The organism is Paraglaciecola sp. 25GB23A (genome assembly GCF_040012495.1).
GTDB lineage: Bacteria > Pseudomonadota > Gammaproteobacteria > Enterobacterales > Alteromonadaceae > Paraglaciecola.
Map to the genome: position 1 here is coordinate 12,195 of NZ_JBDYKM010000007.1, position 17,251 is coordinate 29,445.

The 17,251-nt window shown below is 43.7% G+C and carries 11 protein-coding genes; 7 read left to right on the forward strand and 4 right to left on the reverse strand.

All coding sequences use genetic code 11. From position 1 onward, the window contains the following. Positions 1-62 precede the first annotated feature (62 nt). The 6 genes from dusB (at position 63) to ABKW31_RS12215 (ending at position 6,283) form a co-directional block, all read left to right on the forward strand. Complete coding sequence (gene dusB / locus ABKW31_RS12190) at positions 63-1,094, forward strand: tRNA dihydrouridine synthase DusB (protein ID WP_348616847.1); 1,032 nt, start codon at positions 63-65, stop codon at positions 1,092-1,094. 29 nt (positions 1,095-1,123) lie between these two features. Then, entirely contained in the window at positions 1,124-1,417 is a 294-nt protein-coding gene (fis, locus tag ABKW31_RS12195) for a DNA-binding transcriptional regulator Fis (protein WP_348616661.1), read from the forward strand. A gap of 126 nt (positions 1,418-1,543) precedes the next feature. Next, positions 1,544-3,151 (forward strand): bifunctional phosphoribosylaminoimidazolecarboxamide formyltransferase/IMP cyclohydrolase, encoded by a 1,608-nt coding sequence (gene purH / locus ABKW31_RS12200; protein ID WP_348616662.1) that lies wholly within the window; start codon positions 1,544-1,546, stop codon positions 3,149-3,151. A 118-nt stretch (positions 3,152-3,269) separates the two neighbouring features. Beyond that, positions 3,270-4,106 carry a methyltransferase gene (locus ABKW31_RS12205; RefSeq protein ID WP_348616849.1) on the forward strand — a complete coding sequence of 279 codons (837 nt, stop codon included), beginning with the start codon at positions 3,270-3,272 and terminating at the stop codon, positions 4,104-4,106. A gap of 12 nt (positions 4,107-4,118) precedes the next feature. Continuing rightward, a complete protein-coding gene (gene purD / locus ABKW31_RS12210) occupies positions 4,119-5,399 on the forward strand; it encodes a phosphoribosylamine--glycine ligase (RefSeq protein ID WP_348616663.1) in 1,281 nt (426 codons plus the stop codon). A gap of 146 nt (positions 5,400-5,545) precedes the next feature. After that, positions 5,546-6,283, forward strand: coding sequence for a diguanylate cyclase (locus ABKW31_RS12215; RefSeq protein ID WP_348616665.1), 738 nt, complete (start codon positions 5,546-5,548; stop codon positions 6,281-6,283). Between the two features lie 60 nt (positions 6,284-6,343). On the opposite strand, the gene ABKW31_RS12220 is transcribed toward ABKW31_RS12215, so the two are convergent. The 4 genes from ABKW31_RS12220 to ABKW31_RS12235 form a co-directional block, all read right to left on the reverse strand. Then, positions 6,344-8,110, reverse strand: a complete 1,767-nt coding sequence (locus tag ABKW31_RS12220; RefSeq protein WP_348616666.1) for a diguanylate cyclase — start codon at positions 8,108-8,110, stop codon at positions 6,344-6,346. Positions 8,111-8,273: 163 nt separating this feature from the next. Then, a complete protein-coding gene (locus ABKW31_RS12225) occupies positions 8,274-13,343 on the reverse strand; it encodes a DNA repair ATPase (RefSeq protein WP_348616668.1) in 5,070 nt (1,689 codons plus the stop codon). A gap of 57 nt (positions 13,344-13,400) precedes the next feature. Continuing rightward, complete coding sequence (locus ABKW31_RS12230; protein ID WP_348616669.1) at positions 13,401-15,404, reverse strand: hypothetical protein; 2,004 nt, start codon at positions 15,402-15,404, stop codon at positions 13,401-13,403. A 37-nt stretch (positions 15,405-15,441) separates the two neighbouring features. After that, a complete protein-coding gene (locus tag ABKW31_RS12235; RefSeq protein ID WP_348616670.1) occupies positions 15,442-16,083 on the reverse strand; it encodes a hypothetical protein in 642 nt (213 codons plus the stop codon). A 259-nt stretch (positions 16,084-16,342) separates the two neighbouring features. On the opposite strand from ABKW31_RS12235, the gene ABKW31_RS12240 reads away from it, so the two are divergent. Beyond that, the gene (locus ABKW31_RS12240; protein ID WP_348616672.1) at positions 16,343-17,245 is read left to right on the forward strand and encodes a phosphoribulokinase; all 903 of its coding nucleotides are present in this window, start codon (positions 16,343-16,345) and stop codon (positions 17,243-17,245) included. The last annotated feature ends 6 nt before the right edge of the window (positions 17,246-17,251 follow it).

Here is a 17,251-nt window from a genome sequence, read left to right on the forward strand (position 1 = left end):
GTAAACTTGCGCCCCTTTTTGAGCAATGGACGTTTTTTGCACAACTTTGTGATTAGGTAATGATGCAGATTGGTCCTTATGTATTAGACAACAACTTGATTTTAGCACCAATGGCAGGTGTTACAGATCGACCTTTTAGACAACTTTGCAAGCGCCTAGGTGCAGGTTTAGTTGTTTCAGAAATGTTGTCTTCAAATCCGCAGGTATGGGAACGAGATAAGTCCAAACATCGCATGGATCATAGCGGTGAAATTGGAATTAGAGCGGTGCAAATTGCAGGGGCAGATCCTGAATTGATGGCGCAAGCCGCACAACTAAACGTCAGTAATGGCGCGCAAATTGTGGATATCAATATGGGCTGTCCGGCGAAAAAGGTAAATAAAAAATTAGCGGGTTCTGCTTTATTGCAATACCCAGCCTTGGTTGAACAAATTATCAAGGCGGTGGTTAACGCAGTAGATGTGCCGGTTACCTTAAAAATACGTACAGGTTGGGATATTGAGAACCGGAATGGAATCGCAATTGCCAAAATTGCCCAGGACAACGGTATTCAGTCTTTGGCGGTGCATGGTCGCACCCGGGCTTGCATGTATAAAGGCGACGCCGAATACGACACCATTAAGGCCATCAAGCAGGCTGTGTCGATACCGGTGGTTGCTAACGGAGATATCACAGACGTGCACAAAGCCAAGCGCGTACTGGAATATACCCAAGCAGACGCGTTAATGATCGGTCGCGGGGCCCAAGGAAATCCTTGGATATTTCGTGAGATCTTGCACTATCTGCAAACTGGCCAAATGTTAGCTGCTCCCAGTATTGGTGAGGTGAGTAGCATATTGCTAGAGCATGTTGCCAATGTTCATCAGTTTTATGGTGAATATTCGGGAGCGAGAATTGCTCGTAAGCATGTTGGTTGGTATTTAGCTGAGCACGATAAAGAACGAGAGTTCCGTGCAAAGTTCAACACCATTGAAAATGCTTCACAGCAACTAGATGTATTAAACCAGTATTTTGAAACCATGAATATGGCATCAATTTACTTCGACAGATTGGCAGATGAAACTGTAATTTCACAGAATTCGCCTGCTGCTTAATGATGACTAACTAAAAGAGCACGATGTATATGTTCGAACAAAATGTAACTTCTCCGTTTACCACTACGGTAACTACACCTTCACAAACTCAGGCACAAAAACCGCTACGTGATTCAGTTAAGCAAGCGGTCAATAAATATCTAAAGCAATTAGATAACACTAACATCGAAAACTTGTATGAGTTGGTTTTGGCTGAAGTTGAAGCGCCATTATTAGAGGAAATCATGACCTTTACGCGCGGCAATCAAACTCGTGCTTCAACCATGTTGGGCATCAACCGCGGCACATTACGTAAGCTTTTAAAGCAATACGGCATGAACTAAGCAAATTTTCTGTAAAGGAGCACCATAGGGTGCTCTTTTTATTTGTGCTATTGGCTTATAATTCCAGCTTCAAACCCAAGTTTTTCTCAAATCACGCAAAATGTTGCCTTTAATAGTGGACTAAGTATGCAAAACACAACGACCGCAAACCCCATACGTCGCGCTTTGTTAAGCGTCTCTGATAAAACCGGCATTCTTGAATTGGCTCAGTTTCTTGCCTCTCAAGGTGTTGAATTAATTTCAACTGGTGGTACTGCTAAGTTACTTAGCAGTCATGGTTTAAAGGTTATTGAAGCCTCTGATTACACAGGACATCCTGAGATAATGGATGGCCGGGTTAAAACTCTTCACCCCAAAATCCACGGCGGTATCTTGGCCCGTCGTGGACAAGATGATGCAGTCATGGCTGCCAACAATATCCAGCCCATCGATTTAGTTGTGGTGAATTTGTATCCCTTTGCGGCAACCGTTGCGAATGATGATTGTAGCCTAGAGGATGCGATTGAAAATATCGATATCGGTGGTCCAACTATGGTACGCGCTGCGGCTAAAAACCATAATGCGGTGACTATCGTGGTCAATCCCGCCAATTATACCCGAGTGATGGCTGAGATGACTTCAGGGCAAAATTGTGTGAGCCATGCCACTCGATTTGATTTAGCCATTGCGGCCTTTGAACACACTGCTGAATACGACGGTATGATTGCTAACTACTTTGGTGCCATGATTGAATCAAATGAATGTGAAGACGATTGTGGGCATCATCACAGTGAATTCCCGCGTACTTTCAATATGCAGTTAAGTAAAAAGCAGGATTTACGTTATGGTGAAAACAGCCATCAAAACGCTGCATTTTATGTTGAAAATACCATTCAAGAAGCCTCGGTAGCTACCGCGACGCAGTTGCAAGGTAAAGAGTTGTCGTTCAATAATATTGCCGATACTGATGCTGCCTTAGAGTGTGTCAAAGAATTCGCTGAGCCCGCTTGTGTCATTGTTAAACATGCTAATCCTTGTGGTGTCGCCTTAGGTGACAACATTCTTGCGGCCTATAACCGTGCATATCAGACCGATCCTACTTCTGCCTTTGGTGGCATTATTGCTTTTAACCGTGAGCTAGATGCAGCAACCGCGCAAGCCATTGTCGATCGTCAATTTGTGGAAGTGATCATTGCACCGAGTGTTAGTGATGAAGCCATAGCAGTGGTTGCGGCTAAGAAAAATGTACGTCTATTAGCTTGTGGTGATTGGCAAGGCCAGCTCACTGATGGTTATGATTTCAAACGCGTGAACGGTGGCTTGTTAGTGCAAGAACGTGATTTTGGCATGGTTGAAGTAGAAGACTTGCAGGTTGTGACTAAGGTCAAACCCACAGAGGCTCAAGTTAAAGACTTGATGTTTACCTGGAAAGTGGCGAAGTATGTTAAATCGAACGCTATTGTATATTGCAAAGACGGTATGACTGTTGGCGTCGGTGCGGGTCAAATGAGCCGAGTGTACTCAGCCAAAATTGCCGGCATTAAAGCTGCTGATGAAGGTTTAGTTGTGCCAGGTTCAGTCATGGCTTCAGATGCATTCTTCCCTTTCCGCGATGGCATTGATGCCGCCGCGGCGGCCGGTATTTCAGCTATTATCCAGCCTGGTGGTTCTATGCGTGATCAAGAGGTGATTGATGCGGCTGATGAACATGGCATTGCCATGGTCTTTACCGGTATGCGTCACTTCAAACATTAATAAAAAGTTGTATTTGCTAATTTACGGGGTCAATTGACTCCGTTTTTAGTTACGTCTTGAGTTAATAGTCGTTACAATCACAAGTGAACTTTAATAAACCAAATGGTGAAATATGTTGATGCATACTTTAGTACGTTCTATACAAAAATCATTAAAAGTCCTTGTTTGTACCTCCGTTCTTAGTTCCTCTTTTGTTTTTGCTGACGCTTTACAAGATGCTGTAGGTTCTGATGCACGTTCTTCAGCGGAACGTTTACGTGATGAATATCGCCATCCACAACAAACCTTACGTTTTTTCGACATTCAGCCTGATATGGCGGTGGCTGAAATCTCACCAGGTGGTGGTTGGTACAGCAATATATTAGCGCCATTATTAAAAGACCAAGGCACTTATTATGCCGCTCATTTTTACGTGGAAGAAGGCGGTTCTGACTATTACAAGAAGTCGCTAGACGCTTTTAAACAGAAAGTCGCTTCTAATGACAATTTTAGCAAAGTTGCAGTCACTGCATTTCATCCTACTAAAGCCTTAGATTTTGCTCCAGCAGGCAGTCTTGATCGCGTGCTTACGTTTAGAAACGTGCATAACTGGTATATGGGTGATGGCCAAACTGGCATCGACAGCGCATTTGCAAGTTTCTTTACTGCTTTAAAGCCCGGTGGTGTATTAGGCGTGGTTGAGCATTCTTTGCCAGAAACCTATGACGATGAGTTTCAAAAGCAATCAGGTTATATGAAACAGTCTTTTGTTGTTGCTGCTGCGCAAAAAGCCGGTTTTATCCTTATTGCCAGCAGTGATGTGAATGCCAATCCTTTGGATAGCAGCAATCATGAAAAAGGCGTGTGGACTTTACCTCCTAGCTTACGTTTAGGTGATAAAGATCAGGCTAAGTATCTCGCTATCGGTGAGAGCAACCGCATGACTTTAAAATTTATTAAACCTACTACCAAGTAAGAACCACAACACATGAATGTATTAATCATCGGCGGCGGTGGTCGCGAACATGCTTTAGGCTGGAAGGTCGCGCAGTCAGACAAAGTCAAACACGTGTTTATTGCCCCAGGTAATGCGGGTACGGCACTAGAAGCTGGTTTATCTAACGTTAATATTGCGGTAGAAGATATTCAAGGCTTAGTGGAATTTGCTCAGCAAAAGCATATTGAACTGACGATTGTTGGCCCAGAAGTGCCTTTAGTATTAGGGGTGGTTGATGCATTTCAAGCTGCTGGTTTAGCTATCTTTGGGCCTACTCAAGCGGCTGCTCAGCTGGAGGGCTCAAAAGCTTTTACTAAAGACTTTTTAGCGCGCCATGCTATTCCCTCTGCTGATTATCAAAACTTTACTGAGGTTGAACCGGCCCTTGCCTATGTTAGAGGCAAAGGAGCACCTATCGTCATTAAAGCGGATGGTTTAGCGGCGGGTAAAGGTGTCATTGTGGCCATGACTTTAGCCGAAGCCGAAGACGCGATACGCGATATGTTAGCGGGCAATGCGTTTGGTGAAGCGGGCAGCCGCGTGGTGATTGAAGAGTTTTTAGATGGCGAAGAAGCCAGCTTTATCGTAATGGTTGACGGTAAAAATGTCTTAGCTTTTGCTACTAGCCAAGATCATAAACGGGTGGGTAATGGCGATAGTGGTCCCAATACTGGCGGAATGGGGGCGTATTCGCCTGCGCCGGTGGTGAGTCCTGAAATTCACCAACGTGTTATGGAGCAAGTAATTTATCCAACAGTGAAGGGCATGGCTGCTGAGGGTAATACCTATGTGGGCTTTTTGTATGCAGGTTTAATGATCATGGCTGATGGCACGCCTAAAGTGATTGAATACAATTGCCGCTTTGGTGATCCAGAAACTCAACCGATCATGATGCGTTTGCAGTCGGACTTAGTCGTGCTCATCGAACATGCCTTAGCAGGCTCTTTAGATAAAGCCACTGCAGAGTTTGACCCACGCCCAGCAGTAGGTGTGGTACTTGCCGCTGGTGGTTACCCTGGAAGTTATGCTAAAGGTGATATCATAAGCGGTCTTAGTTTAGGCAATAGTGATGCTAAGGTATTCCACGCAGGTACTAAAGACATTGATGGTCAAGTAACAACTAATGGCGGCCGTGTACTATGCGCTACTGCCTTAGGTAACTCAGTCACCGAAGCACAACGTAACGCTTATGAGTTAGTCAAACATATCTCGTGGAATGGCATGTTCTACCGCGATGATATTGCCTATCGAGCTATCGCCCGCGAATCCTAATAAAGTCGTAAATAAAATATAAGTTTTAAAAAAGCGCTTAGGCGCTTTTTTTATTTCATAACAATGAAAATTAGCTTTATTAAGGTCTTTATTCATTATTTGACTACTATGTGTAGTGATAGCCCTATTTCTGAGAGTTGTGTTTTATGGCGCTACAAACCTTAAAAGCCCAAATACGTTCAAAAATGTTTTTTGATCTTGTATTACTTTGCGCCATTTTTATTGGCTCTTTCATATTGCTTTCTTACTTTGATGCGCTTGAATGGCTACTTAAAATATCTCGTCAACATGCCTATATGGACTTAGACGTAGTGGTCAGTGCTTTAGTCGTACTGTGTTTCTTGTTCGGAATATTTTCATATCGGCGCTGGCAAGATGTAAGAAAGCTGTCGCTTTACTGTGAAGAGTTATCCATGATAGATCCGATTACTATGCTGCCTAATCGACGGGTTATTTCGCGTTTATTGGAAGAAGTACGCGAAGGTAAAACCAAGCAAAATTGTTTCCCCTTATCATTGATTTTAATTGATATCGAAGGCTTAAAAGCTATCCAGGCTCAATTTGGCAATGCGGTTGTTGAACAATCTATTCATGAGTTGGTGTATCGCTTTAGCCTCTTGCTGGTTTCCGAGCAATTGATTAGTTACCGTAATACCAGCCAGTGTTTTGTATTTTGTCCTGAATTCGATAGCCTACAGGCTGAAATCTTGTGTCAAAAGCTGACTGAAGTAGAGCTAAAAGGCAGGCAAAACACCTTACAAATGCTGAACATAAAACTTGTTAGCGTCACCTTGAATCAAGCTCAAGAAATTGATTGGGCATTAGAAAAACTAGAAGACTTGTTATACGAAAAGCATTTAAAAGACCAACATCGGCAAGAATAAACAATTCTGTTTTATTATCGGTTGCCCACACCTCTAGCACACTCAAATACATTTTTTTCATTAAGAGGCTAATACTACGCGATTACGACCACTTTCTTTGGCTAAATACAAGGCTTGATCGGCCCGTTTGAGGCAGTCAGAAAAATTTTCATTTTCAAGACTTTGTGCCACACCAACGGAAGCTGTAATCTTATGTTTTAAAAGCTCAGATAAATCATTGCTTAATTTTATGCGTAATTTTTCTGCTAATATTTTGGCCCCTTTTTCATTGGTATTAGGCAGAATAATAACAAACTCTTCTCCCCCCCAACGTGCAGCTAAATCTTTCTGACGTATGACATCCTGCATAATTTTACTACCTTGGGCCAAGACTAAATCGCCTGCATCGTGACCAAGAGTATCATTGAGTCGTTTAAAGTGGTCAAAGTCGATTAACATCACAGTGAAGTGTTCGGAATTTTCCCGTTGTTCAGTATTAATATGTTTGAAGGCTTCCATTAATCCCCGGCGATTAAGGAGCAGGGTTAATGGATCCTGATTGGCTTGTACAGAAAAGGTTTGCATATCTCTACTGTCTTTAATAAAACGAACGTAGGTTAGATAATTCTGACATAGGGCAAATGATAATAATCCCAATCCTGCCATGGAACCTGTGTTGATAATGCGCAAGCTAAACAGGATATCGTTGATCGATAGGGCGAATAGTAGTAACGAGCCAAGTGCCATTAGGCGTGCACCGGTACGACCTCGATATGCGGCTACAAAGATCATACATAAGCCGTAGAGCAATACACATAATGCAAAATACTGAAAATAAAGCATAAATTTAGAAAAGATGACGGGACTGGTAACGATTGTACTGATGCTAAATAAGCCACTTATTACACAGATAAACATAACGGGCCAACGTCGATATTCATTAGGGTAACTTAAATAAAAGTAACTGGTGATCAAAGGGATGGCGAGGTAAAAAGTAAGAAAATTGAGTCTTATCGCTGTATTAAAACTGAGCGAGATGGCCTCGGTGATATACAGTATTTGGCTCGTCTCTACTTCTCGCAAACCCAAGCAAATACAACTGAGTGCCAATAAAAATGGCAGAAGGTCGCTAGGGCGTAAAGCGAAGTGAAACAAACTCAATACCGCCATTGTAAAAAATATTGAAGCAATTGTGACACTTCGGATTATCTTTTTAAGTTGTGCTTGCGACTGTATGTCGGCGCTGGCTAACTTGATCGGAAACCACTGCCCACTCCAGGCCAAATGATAATTTGATACCTGTAATACAATGTCCAGCTGCCCCTCTGGTGCACTGAAAGTTACAATTTTGGGAGAATACTCAGGCCTTGAGTTTTGCATGTTGCTTGCAACTTGGCCTGCTTGATCAATGAGTTGTTGATTAACATATAAACGGTAGGCTGTGCCTATGACAGGAACTGAAAGGGCAAGTAGCTCCTTATTTGGCGCAAGTTCCACTCGCAAGCGATAAGTCGCAAACCCTGCTGCACTCATGGTTTCACCAAAATAAGTTTGGTTTTCCCATGAGGAAGGTGTTTTTAATAGCGTGTGTGGGGCATCAATATCAGTAGCAAAATTATCTGATAACACTAACTGTTGCCAGTAAAATTCCCATTCTCCTGACAGCGGGATCGGCTGACTATTCGTTATGTCTAGTGTCTTTAAATCTAATTTTCCATTGATGGCGACTTTCTGTTCTTGATAAAAAGTTGTATCAACTTCGGCCACCACACTCACTAGCAAAATAAATAAACACAGGCCCAACAAGGCGACTGAGATAAGCGGTAATGTTTTGGTTTTATTGGCCATTTTGGGCCAACTACCCTGAGTGTTGTTTTTACCGCTGGAAATAATTGACTCGTCCTCCAAACTGACTATTAAAAAAATCTAGAAATTAACACGACTATATTTATTACACCAATAGCTTGATTATACAGTCTGGATGATATCAACGCTGATATTTTTGGCTCATCTACTCTTTGCTCTTACCTTTTGGCTCCTCTGACCCAGACCAGACCTTACTAAGCAAATGCATAGCAGTGGCAACGCGGTTAATCGGTCTGATTAAATCGCTAGTATCGGACTGTTGCATATCCAGTTTAATCGCCTCTAAACTTGCGGATATGTGGCCCAATTGTATTACTGCTTGTGTGGTCGGGTCACCGTCAATGCTTAATTGTTTTTTGCCACTAAAAGTACTACAAATATGCTGCCAACGCTGTCGCTGTTGATCTGTCATGACGCCCCGCAATATTGCGAGTTTCAGCAAGTTTTCTTCTGCGCCAGACGTCAGTGTTTGGGCTTCGCCGGTATAGTGATCAGCAATTAACTGCATCAGCTCTGCCTGGTTCATCACAGCTGAGACTTTTTCCGCCATTTTGTTCATGTTGCGATAACTGCCTTGCAGTTTAAAGGGCGGCTCTTGGCGGTAGTCTTCGGCGGTGGCGGCAGATTTGATGTATTCCAAGTTGACGTTGAGAATAACGTCTTGAATCACCAGTAAGTGTTTTAACACACTGACTATTTCATTGATTTCAGCACCGCTATACGCGTGACTCAATTCGTTAGTCGCCACTTGGTCACCTTGTGCCATAGCGATAAATTTATACACGTCTTGCATATCACGCAGCGCTAAAGGCGCTAACACTCCGTTAGAGGTCAAGGCGTTTTCGATATAACTCAGGGCGAACTGCTCTTCTTTGTCGCCGAGTACATCGCCTAGGTTATAAATATCGGCTCGGTTCGCCAGCATGTCGGGCACTTTAAAGACATCGCCTGATTCCGTGTAAGGGTTACCGGCCATCACCACACTAAACTTTTTACCGCGCATATCATAGGTTTTACTCTGGCCTTTCCAAACGCCTTCAATCCGCCGTGTGCCATCACACAGGGCAATAAATTTTTGTAAAAACTCTGGATGAGTATGCTGAATATCATCTAAATACAACATGACATTACTGCCCATTTCTAGCCCAAGATTAAGTTTTTCAAGTTCTTGTTTGGCTGTAGCATTGGGCGCATTGGCAGGGTCAAGAGACATAACATCATGGCCTAATGAGGGACAGTTAATTTTCATAAACACCAAACCTAAGCGGTCAGCCACGTATTCCATTAAAGTCGTTTTACCGTAACCTGGTGGTGAAATAAGCAGCAATAAACCCATTAAATCTGTGCGTTTATTGTCACCTAATGCGCCCATTTGTTTGGCTAAATTATCGCCAATAATGGGTAAGTACACCTCATTGATCAAACGGTTGCGCACAAATGAGCTCAGCGGTTTAGCTTTAAAACTTTCAAGCTGCAGTTCATGTTTACTGCTCGACATCACTTGCTGACGAATGTGATGATATTGTTTAAAGGCCTTGACCTCAACTTGCTGATAGCGAGCTAAACGTTGAATAAACTCATCCAGTGACAAAGATAATAGACCGTTGTGGATAGTATGATGTTCGCTGAGTAAGCCACTTACTTCTACGTCTAAACTTACTTTGCTGCCGCGATTTTCTAACTTGTGCTGGCAAATGATTAGCGCAGCGGCTTCAGGTAAATAATGCTGGGCTTGGGCCAGGGTGCTGTCGCCTAACATGGCGCTAAGCCACGCTTGGCATAAACTCCATTGTTCATTAAGACCTAATACATTGTCTTGTTGGGCATCGGCTTTTTCTATCTGTTGATTAAACTGGCTTATTGCTGTGCCGAAGTCGCGGGTGTGGCCAAGCTCTTCTAAGGCTTTGACAAATTTGCGCTGCAGGGCAGTGGCACTTTGACTGCTAATAAAGGCAAACTTGGCTAAGGCTAGCTCTGCACTCAAATAGTGAGCACTTTGACTTATTTCTCCTGGGGCAAAGGGCAAGCAAAAACGTTGTACAAAAGCAGCAATGTGCAGTGCTAGGTTTTGCTGTAATTGCGTAAAACCTTGCTGGCTATTAAAGGCGTTGGCTAACAGTTGCGCGCTAAAAGCATGACTTTGCCAAATTTGTTGTTGGGCTTGGCTGATATCAGCATAAGCCCAAAACAACATAGCGATAGCCCGTGCCTGTGGGTCAAAACGTAAGAGGTCTGCTTGTTCATGCACACCCAACAAGGCTTGCAGTATTTTAACGACATCATGGTCGTGTACGCCTTTTTGATAACCTTCTTGATAGCGAGAGGTCATATACGAGCGTACTAGTTTTTCCAGCTCACTGGTTTGATTAACCATGGCATAGAGTTGAGGCAAGTTAAGGCCATTTTGTTGCTGTTCGGCATCTTGAATGATACAAAAAGCGAGATATTCAATGCGACTAACCTGTTTGTTTTCTGAGACTAAAGCTTGTTGCCAGTAAGGCTTCAATTCGTTTAATTGGGGATGCTCCAGTTGTTCAAAAAAGTCGGTACCGACTAAGTGTCGATACAAACCATCATCTTTGGGCAATAATGTGAGCTCTAAGCCTTGAGAATTAACGCTGAATTTATGTTTACCTAGCTTGATAACTTTGCCGCCATCTTCAAATATATCTTGCTTGTCTCGTTGACCACGAATGCCTGCTTCTTTAGCCGCCTTAAGTTGGGCTTCAAGATCATCGGCTTTGACTTGATCGTTCAGTGCACGCAGTTGAGCGACCAAATCATTCAATTTCAGAATCATCGGGTCAGAGGCAAAGTAGGTATTAAGCTCGTCAAGTTGGCTAAAACTTAAGGCGCGCTTTTTAACCCCAGTGATGATGCGCTGGGCGGCGCCAAATAGGTTTTGTGCGCGGCGTTGTTGCTCTTCTATTAAACTTTGTTTACGACTTGCAAAGGCGCTGTGTAGCTCTTCGCGTTTATCCATGATGTCACTAAGAAACTGATCATATTCGCTAAATTTAGATTCCAGCTCTTCTAACTGAATACTCAAACGGGATAACTGTTCATCTGCCTTTTCGGGGCTATCAGCCATTGCTAAGGCGCTGCTAATACTTTGGGAAAATAGACGAAATTGCGCGGCAAATTCGGCACTGGCTTCACCCGACCCAAGCTGCTTTAAACGCTGTTTACCTTGGGCTTTGACTTGATTGAGTTTGGCATAGATTTCAGAGATGTCGTCCAGAATTTGGGTGCGCACTGTAGCATCGTCTACTTTCAAACCATTAAGAATATCGGTGAGTAAATCTAGCCCTGCCGATAAGGTGTCCAAGGTTTGATTAATCGGCTTGACATCTACCACTAAGGTGACTTGGGCAATGGTATTCTCTAGGGTAGCGATGTTGTCATGATAGGGCTGCAGTGCTTGGTCGCTGGCTAAAAACGTAACGGTGGTATGACTCAGTTGCTCGAAGTGCTCGGTGACTTCTTTGTCTAATTGCTCTAGACGCTCTTTATCAATATAACGCTGTTCTTTAAGGCTGATTAAATGGCCCCGTTGCTGGCGTAGCGCAGTTAAACAGGCCACGTATTGCTCTGGGGTATGCCAATCACTGACCCGAATGCTATCGACCACTTCTTGTTGTTTTTGCTCAGCTTTAGTAAGAGCGCTATTAGCTTGCTGGCGAATTTGCAGCACTTTTTCAAATTCATCAATCACCAATTCTGCGGTGTTGGTGATGTCTTTAACGATCGCGCCCATTTCGCTAAATACACTTTCGCTTAACCAATAATAACTATCAAACAACAGCCGACAGGTTTTAATTAAATCTTCATACACTTGGCGGCTTGGATTGGGATTAATAATATAGCGATGCACCGCACTGAGTTCAGCAATACCTCTTACTAACTCTTTATTACCTATGCGACCATAAACACTGTCTGTGGTGGGCTGTTTGGCGGCAAACTCAGGACTAAAATACGGGGTTTGCCAAATTTGCATCGGATGCACCCGAGTGGCTTCTTTTTCGGCTTGGAATACCACCATAGTGCCGTCGTCAAATACACTATATCCGTGGGCGTAGATGGGGTTTTGTAACTCTTTGCGGATCAGGTTGTAAGAATACAAACCACTTAAACCGGATTCAGCCTCATGAAAAATGTACAGCACGTCTTCACCATTAGGTGAGCGCACGCTGCGTCTAAATTTAAGACCTTCAATTTCATCGGGAAAAGATTTTGTTTCGCCATTTTGTAAATAATAACCACCGGGGAAAATAATGCCGTGGTCTTCGGGCAATGACACACATGCCAGACCAATAGCATCTATGCGCTTAACTGACTTACTACGAGAGTTAAACACTAAATAGCGATAGTTTTTCTCACGGTAGGGCAATATTTTAAATAAAATAAGGCTGCCCACTTGGGCATATTGAATATCGGCATCGGCTAAACTTTGGGTGCGGTCTTCTACCGGTTCGTTATAAATTCCTAAGCCATCTTCAGTATTGTTTTCAACTTTGATGGTCAGTGAGCCACCGATGGTTTCAACAAACGCCATATCAAGCACGTTGATATGTGGATGCTGACCACTTACATGTTGTTCGCGTTCAGCTTTTTGCCAGGTGAAATCGTGTGATGCTGCTTTTTTTAAGGCACGTTCGCCGCGATTATCAATATAACTGGCGCTGCCATCTTTATTGACACGCCATTGAAATACTCGGGTGTCTTCAAGTTTACGGCCAATCTGAAACACCGCAAACAAGGTTTGCCCTTGGACTTTAAGTTGCAGTAAGCGGGCTTCTTTGTAGTAAACGTATAGTTCGTTAAATTCTTTTTGAAAGTTGCTGTCAGCTAAAAAGGTGCCGGCGGTGTCACGGGGATTTAGCTCAAAACCACTGTCGGTTTTACTTAAACGATACAAACCAAAAACGTCGCTGATCTGCGTTTCTTTTTTTAAGCCGATAAAAACGTTATATCCAAACAGTATACTGTCACCCACCGGCACTATGTCACGGGCGATACAGTTGTTTTCGGTACGCACTCGTACTCGGCCTGATACCTCTAGTTTGGTTTGGCCAAATTCGGCGATACGTTGCTGGTTGTGCTGGTCTAGTTGTTGTTTAAGACTGCTCGCTTGGTGGCTTAAGCGCTGACGAATAACGTCATAAGCGCCTCCCCCGGCGACGGCCTGATCAACTTGAGTTTGCTCTGAAGCCATTATTGATTCCTTGTCAATCAACGGGCGGCTAATGGCCGCCAAATCGAGAGAACACTGTTATTTTTTGGGGTTCAGAGCGCCGCTAATAATGTCTAATAATTGCGGATTTGATTGACCTTCTTTTAATAACTTAGCCACCAGTGCGGTAATCGCGGTGTCTTTGACACTGCCGCTGGCATTGCCAAAACCGGCCACCAATTCTTTGGCATCATCGACAAAACTGGCATCGCCGTTTAAGTGATCTTTAAAAGCCGTTTGCAAGGTTTGGCTTTTGTTCATGGTGCCATCAATGGCTTTACCCACCGAAATAGACTTAACAAAACTGTCTAGGTAGCTGCTATCACCGCTGACAATATCAATTTTAGCGGCTTTAAGGGCAGCAGATAAGACCATGGCTTGTTCTTTAGCAATGTCTACATTAGTGCGGATAGACTCCATGATTTCAGCATGGCTATTATCGAGCTGCATTCTGAACTCTTCATGCGCGCGCTGCTGCTCAGACATAGTACTCATGGCAGCAAACTTCGCTGTCATACCCTCGGCTTCGGCCGCGGCTTTTTTGGCTGTGACTTGGGCTTCAGCGACACCGGTTTTTTCGACTGCATCTGCCATAGCTTCTTGCACGCGAACTTGGGCCATGCCTTCTTGTTCTTTGGCTAGGGCTTGCGCTTCCATTACTCTTGCAGCAGCAAGACCTGCAGCGGCTTCAAGTGCCTCTTTACCTTCGGCTTCTTTACGTTGACCCATAGCGCGTTTTTCAGCTACATCCAAATCAGCGGCAGCATCAATACCTTTTTGTTTGGCAATATGACTGGCCGATTTTTCAGCGGCTTCGGCGGCTTTAATATCTTTGACTAGGGCTTCTTCGGCCTCCGCTTCAGCGGCGATGACTTTGGCTTTTCTGTGGCGTTCGGCGTCTGAGACCATACGCAATTCGTTAATTTCTTCTTCACGCTGAGCCACGGTTTTATCAACTTCGATGCGCGAACGAATCACATCGGCAATTTCACGTTTTTCATGTTCAAGCAGCTTTTCATTGGCAATACGCTGCAATGAGGCTTCTTTTTCACGGTCAATTATTTCTAATTCACGGGCGCGTATCACCCGTTCTTCTTCAATTGCTACGGCACGTAAACGGTTGTTTTGCGCCACTTCTACTTCGCGTTGTTTGTTTTGCTCTTGTACTTCTATTTCTTGGGCGGCGCTTACGCGCGCTTGTTCTGATTTGAGCTTTTCTTCGTGTTGTACGCGCTCAGTTTCGGCCGTTTCGCGGGCAATAACGGTTTCGATTTCGCGTTTTTGTTTGGCTTCGGCATCCGCTTGCTGGCGTTCAAGTTCAAGCACGGCTTCGCGGGTTTCCACGTCTTTGCGCTTTATTTTCATTTCTTCATCACGGCGAAACACGTTAGTTTGAATGTGTTGTTCGGCGGTCAGTTCGGTTATTTTGCGGATACCTTGAGAATCAAGGATGTTGTTCGGATCAAGTTTTTCAATCGGGGTTTGTTCAAGGTAATCAATCGCCACATCTTCAAGCACATAGCCATTTAAATCGGTGCCGATGTTGTCGATAATCATATCGCGAAATTTGTCACGCTTTGCGTATAAGTCTTCAAAATCCAGTGACTTGCCTACGGTTTTTAAGGCCTCTGAAAACTTGGCGCTAAATAAATCTTCTAGCGTGGCAATGTTAGAGGCTCGCTCACAACCAATGGCTTGGGCTACTTTGAGCACATCATCGCGGTTTTTATTGACCTTAACAAAAAAGCCTACCTTAATATCTGCGCGAATATTATCGCGACAGATCAACCCTTCAGAGCCACTGCGGTCTACTTCAATAGCTTTAAGCGAGATATCCATGATTTCCATTTTATGGAATACCGGAATAACCACTGAACCCGTGAAGGTCACCTTGGGTTCTTCGCGCATGGTATTAACGATCATGGCACGACCTTGCTCTACTTTTTTGTAGAGTTTGGCCATCATTAAGATGGCGGCCATAATAAATATAAAAATACCAACTGCGAGTGACAACCAAAAAATTAGGTCGGTGGGCTCAGTCATTGGGTAGCTCCTGCTTCAAGGTTAGATAAGATAATAATTAAGAGACTGATGACATGGCCATCAATTCGGTTTCGCTTACAACAGAATAACAATCTTGTTCAAGCAGGTAGTCAATTAGCACGATTTTGCTGCCTTTGCTCATGGTATTGGGGCTAGCTGAGCGTACCGTTAGCACCATGCCATCAGGTGTAATAGCTTGGCCAAAATGCTCGTTGACGGTCAGGGTTGTTAAGGTGCAAATGGTGCCAATAAGTTCATTTTTTGCAAGGCCTTCATGAGTGGCGAAAAAACGCCGCAAAGGTCTAATACACAAAGCGCTTAGTGGTAGGGCAATTATTATGGCAAAAGCCGCTACTACCGCGCCTTGAGCGGTAGCAGTGAGTACACCGTCAAATAGCGGCGCGGCATATTTACGGGCTAGATAAGTAAAACTAAAGGCGTAGATATCGATGAGCGTGAGAGAAACGGTTAAAGGTACGCCGTTTAAGCCGAGGGTTTCTAGCCAAGACGTGCCGGTCGCGTTGGCATCGCTACCGCTATCACTGTCTGTGCCAAAATCGAGAATATCCAAATCCAATAAACCCGCAAAGGCCATCAACCACAATAAGGTCAGTACAATCAGAGGAATAGTAAATATAACAGTGGGGAAGCTAAATACTTCATTTAAAAAAAGGTCCATTTACACAACTCCATTACAACTTGGCAAAAGATACGACTTATTGAGGCGTACAGAAAATTACTCATTCGTTAGTGTTTTGTCAATCATTCCCTGTCACTAAGTCGCATGTCTTAGCTTATAAAAGCGTAATAATTTACTTACTTAAGTGGTCACCCAGATGAGTAAAATAGTAATTTTATTCGATAAAGGGCCTTAGGGTATTGACCCTTTGCCTTAGCTTGCTTATAACTGATGTCCGTTTCGTGACTAAGAATATTCCATGTCAGTAAAACATCCCATTATTGCGATAACTGGCTCCTCTGGAGCCGGTACCACATCTACTACACATGCTATTCGGCATATTTTCCGTAATTTGTCGGTTAATGCTGCGACAGTAGAGGGAGATAGTTTTCACCGTTTTACTCGTCCAGAAATGGAAGTAGAAATCCGCAAGGCCCAAGAGCAAGGGCGCCATATAAGTTATTTTGGTCCCCGTGCTAACGATTTTGAAATGTTGGAAACCCTGTTTAAAGAATACGGTGAAACAGGCAAAGGTAAACACCGTCAATATTTGCATACTTTTGATGAAGCGGTACCCTTTAACCAAATGCCCGGTACCTTTACTCCGTGGCAAGATTTGCCTGAAAAAACCGATTTATTGTTTTATGAAGGACTGCATGGCGGCGTAGCTAATGAAGATGTGGATGTGGCCAAACACGTAGACCTATTAGTGGGTACTGTGCCGATTGTTAATTTGGAGTGGATCCAAAAAATTGTGCGAGATACCACCGAACGAGGCCACTCCCGTGAAGCGGTCATGAGCAGCATCGTGCGTAGTCTTGACGATTATTTTAAATATATCACCCCGCAGTTTTCTCTTACCCACGTTAATTTTCAGCGGGTGCCAACGGTAGATACCTCAAACCCCTTCAGTGCGCGCGAAATACCCAGCCAAGATGAAAGTTTTGTGGTGGTGCGTTTTCGCCGTGAAATGAAAAATGTAGATTATCCCTACTTACTGCAGATGATCGACGGCTCGTTTATGTCGCGTATCAATACTTTAGTGGTGCCAGGTGGCAAAATGACCCTAGCCATGGAGCTGATTATTACGCCCCTACTGGAAGAAATACTTGATAAAAAGCGTCGAGCCGGCTTCCAAATGGACTGGGTGTCTGAAAAATAAGACTAA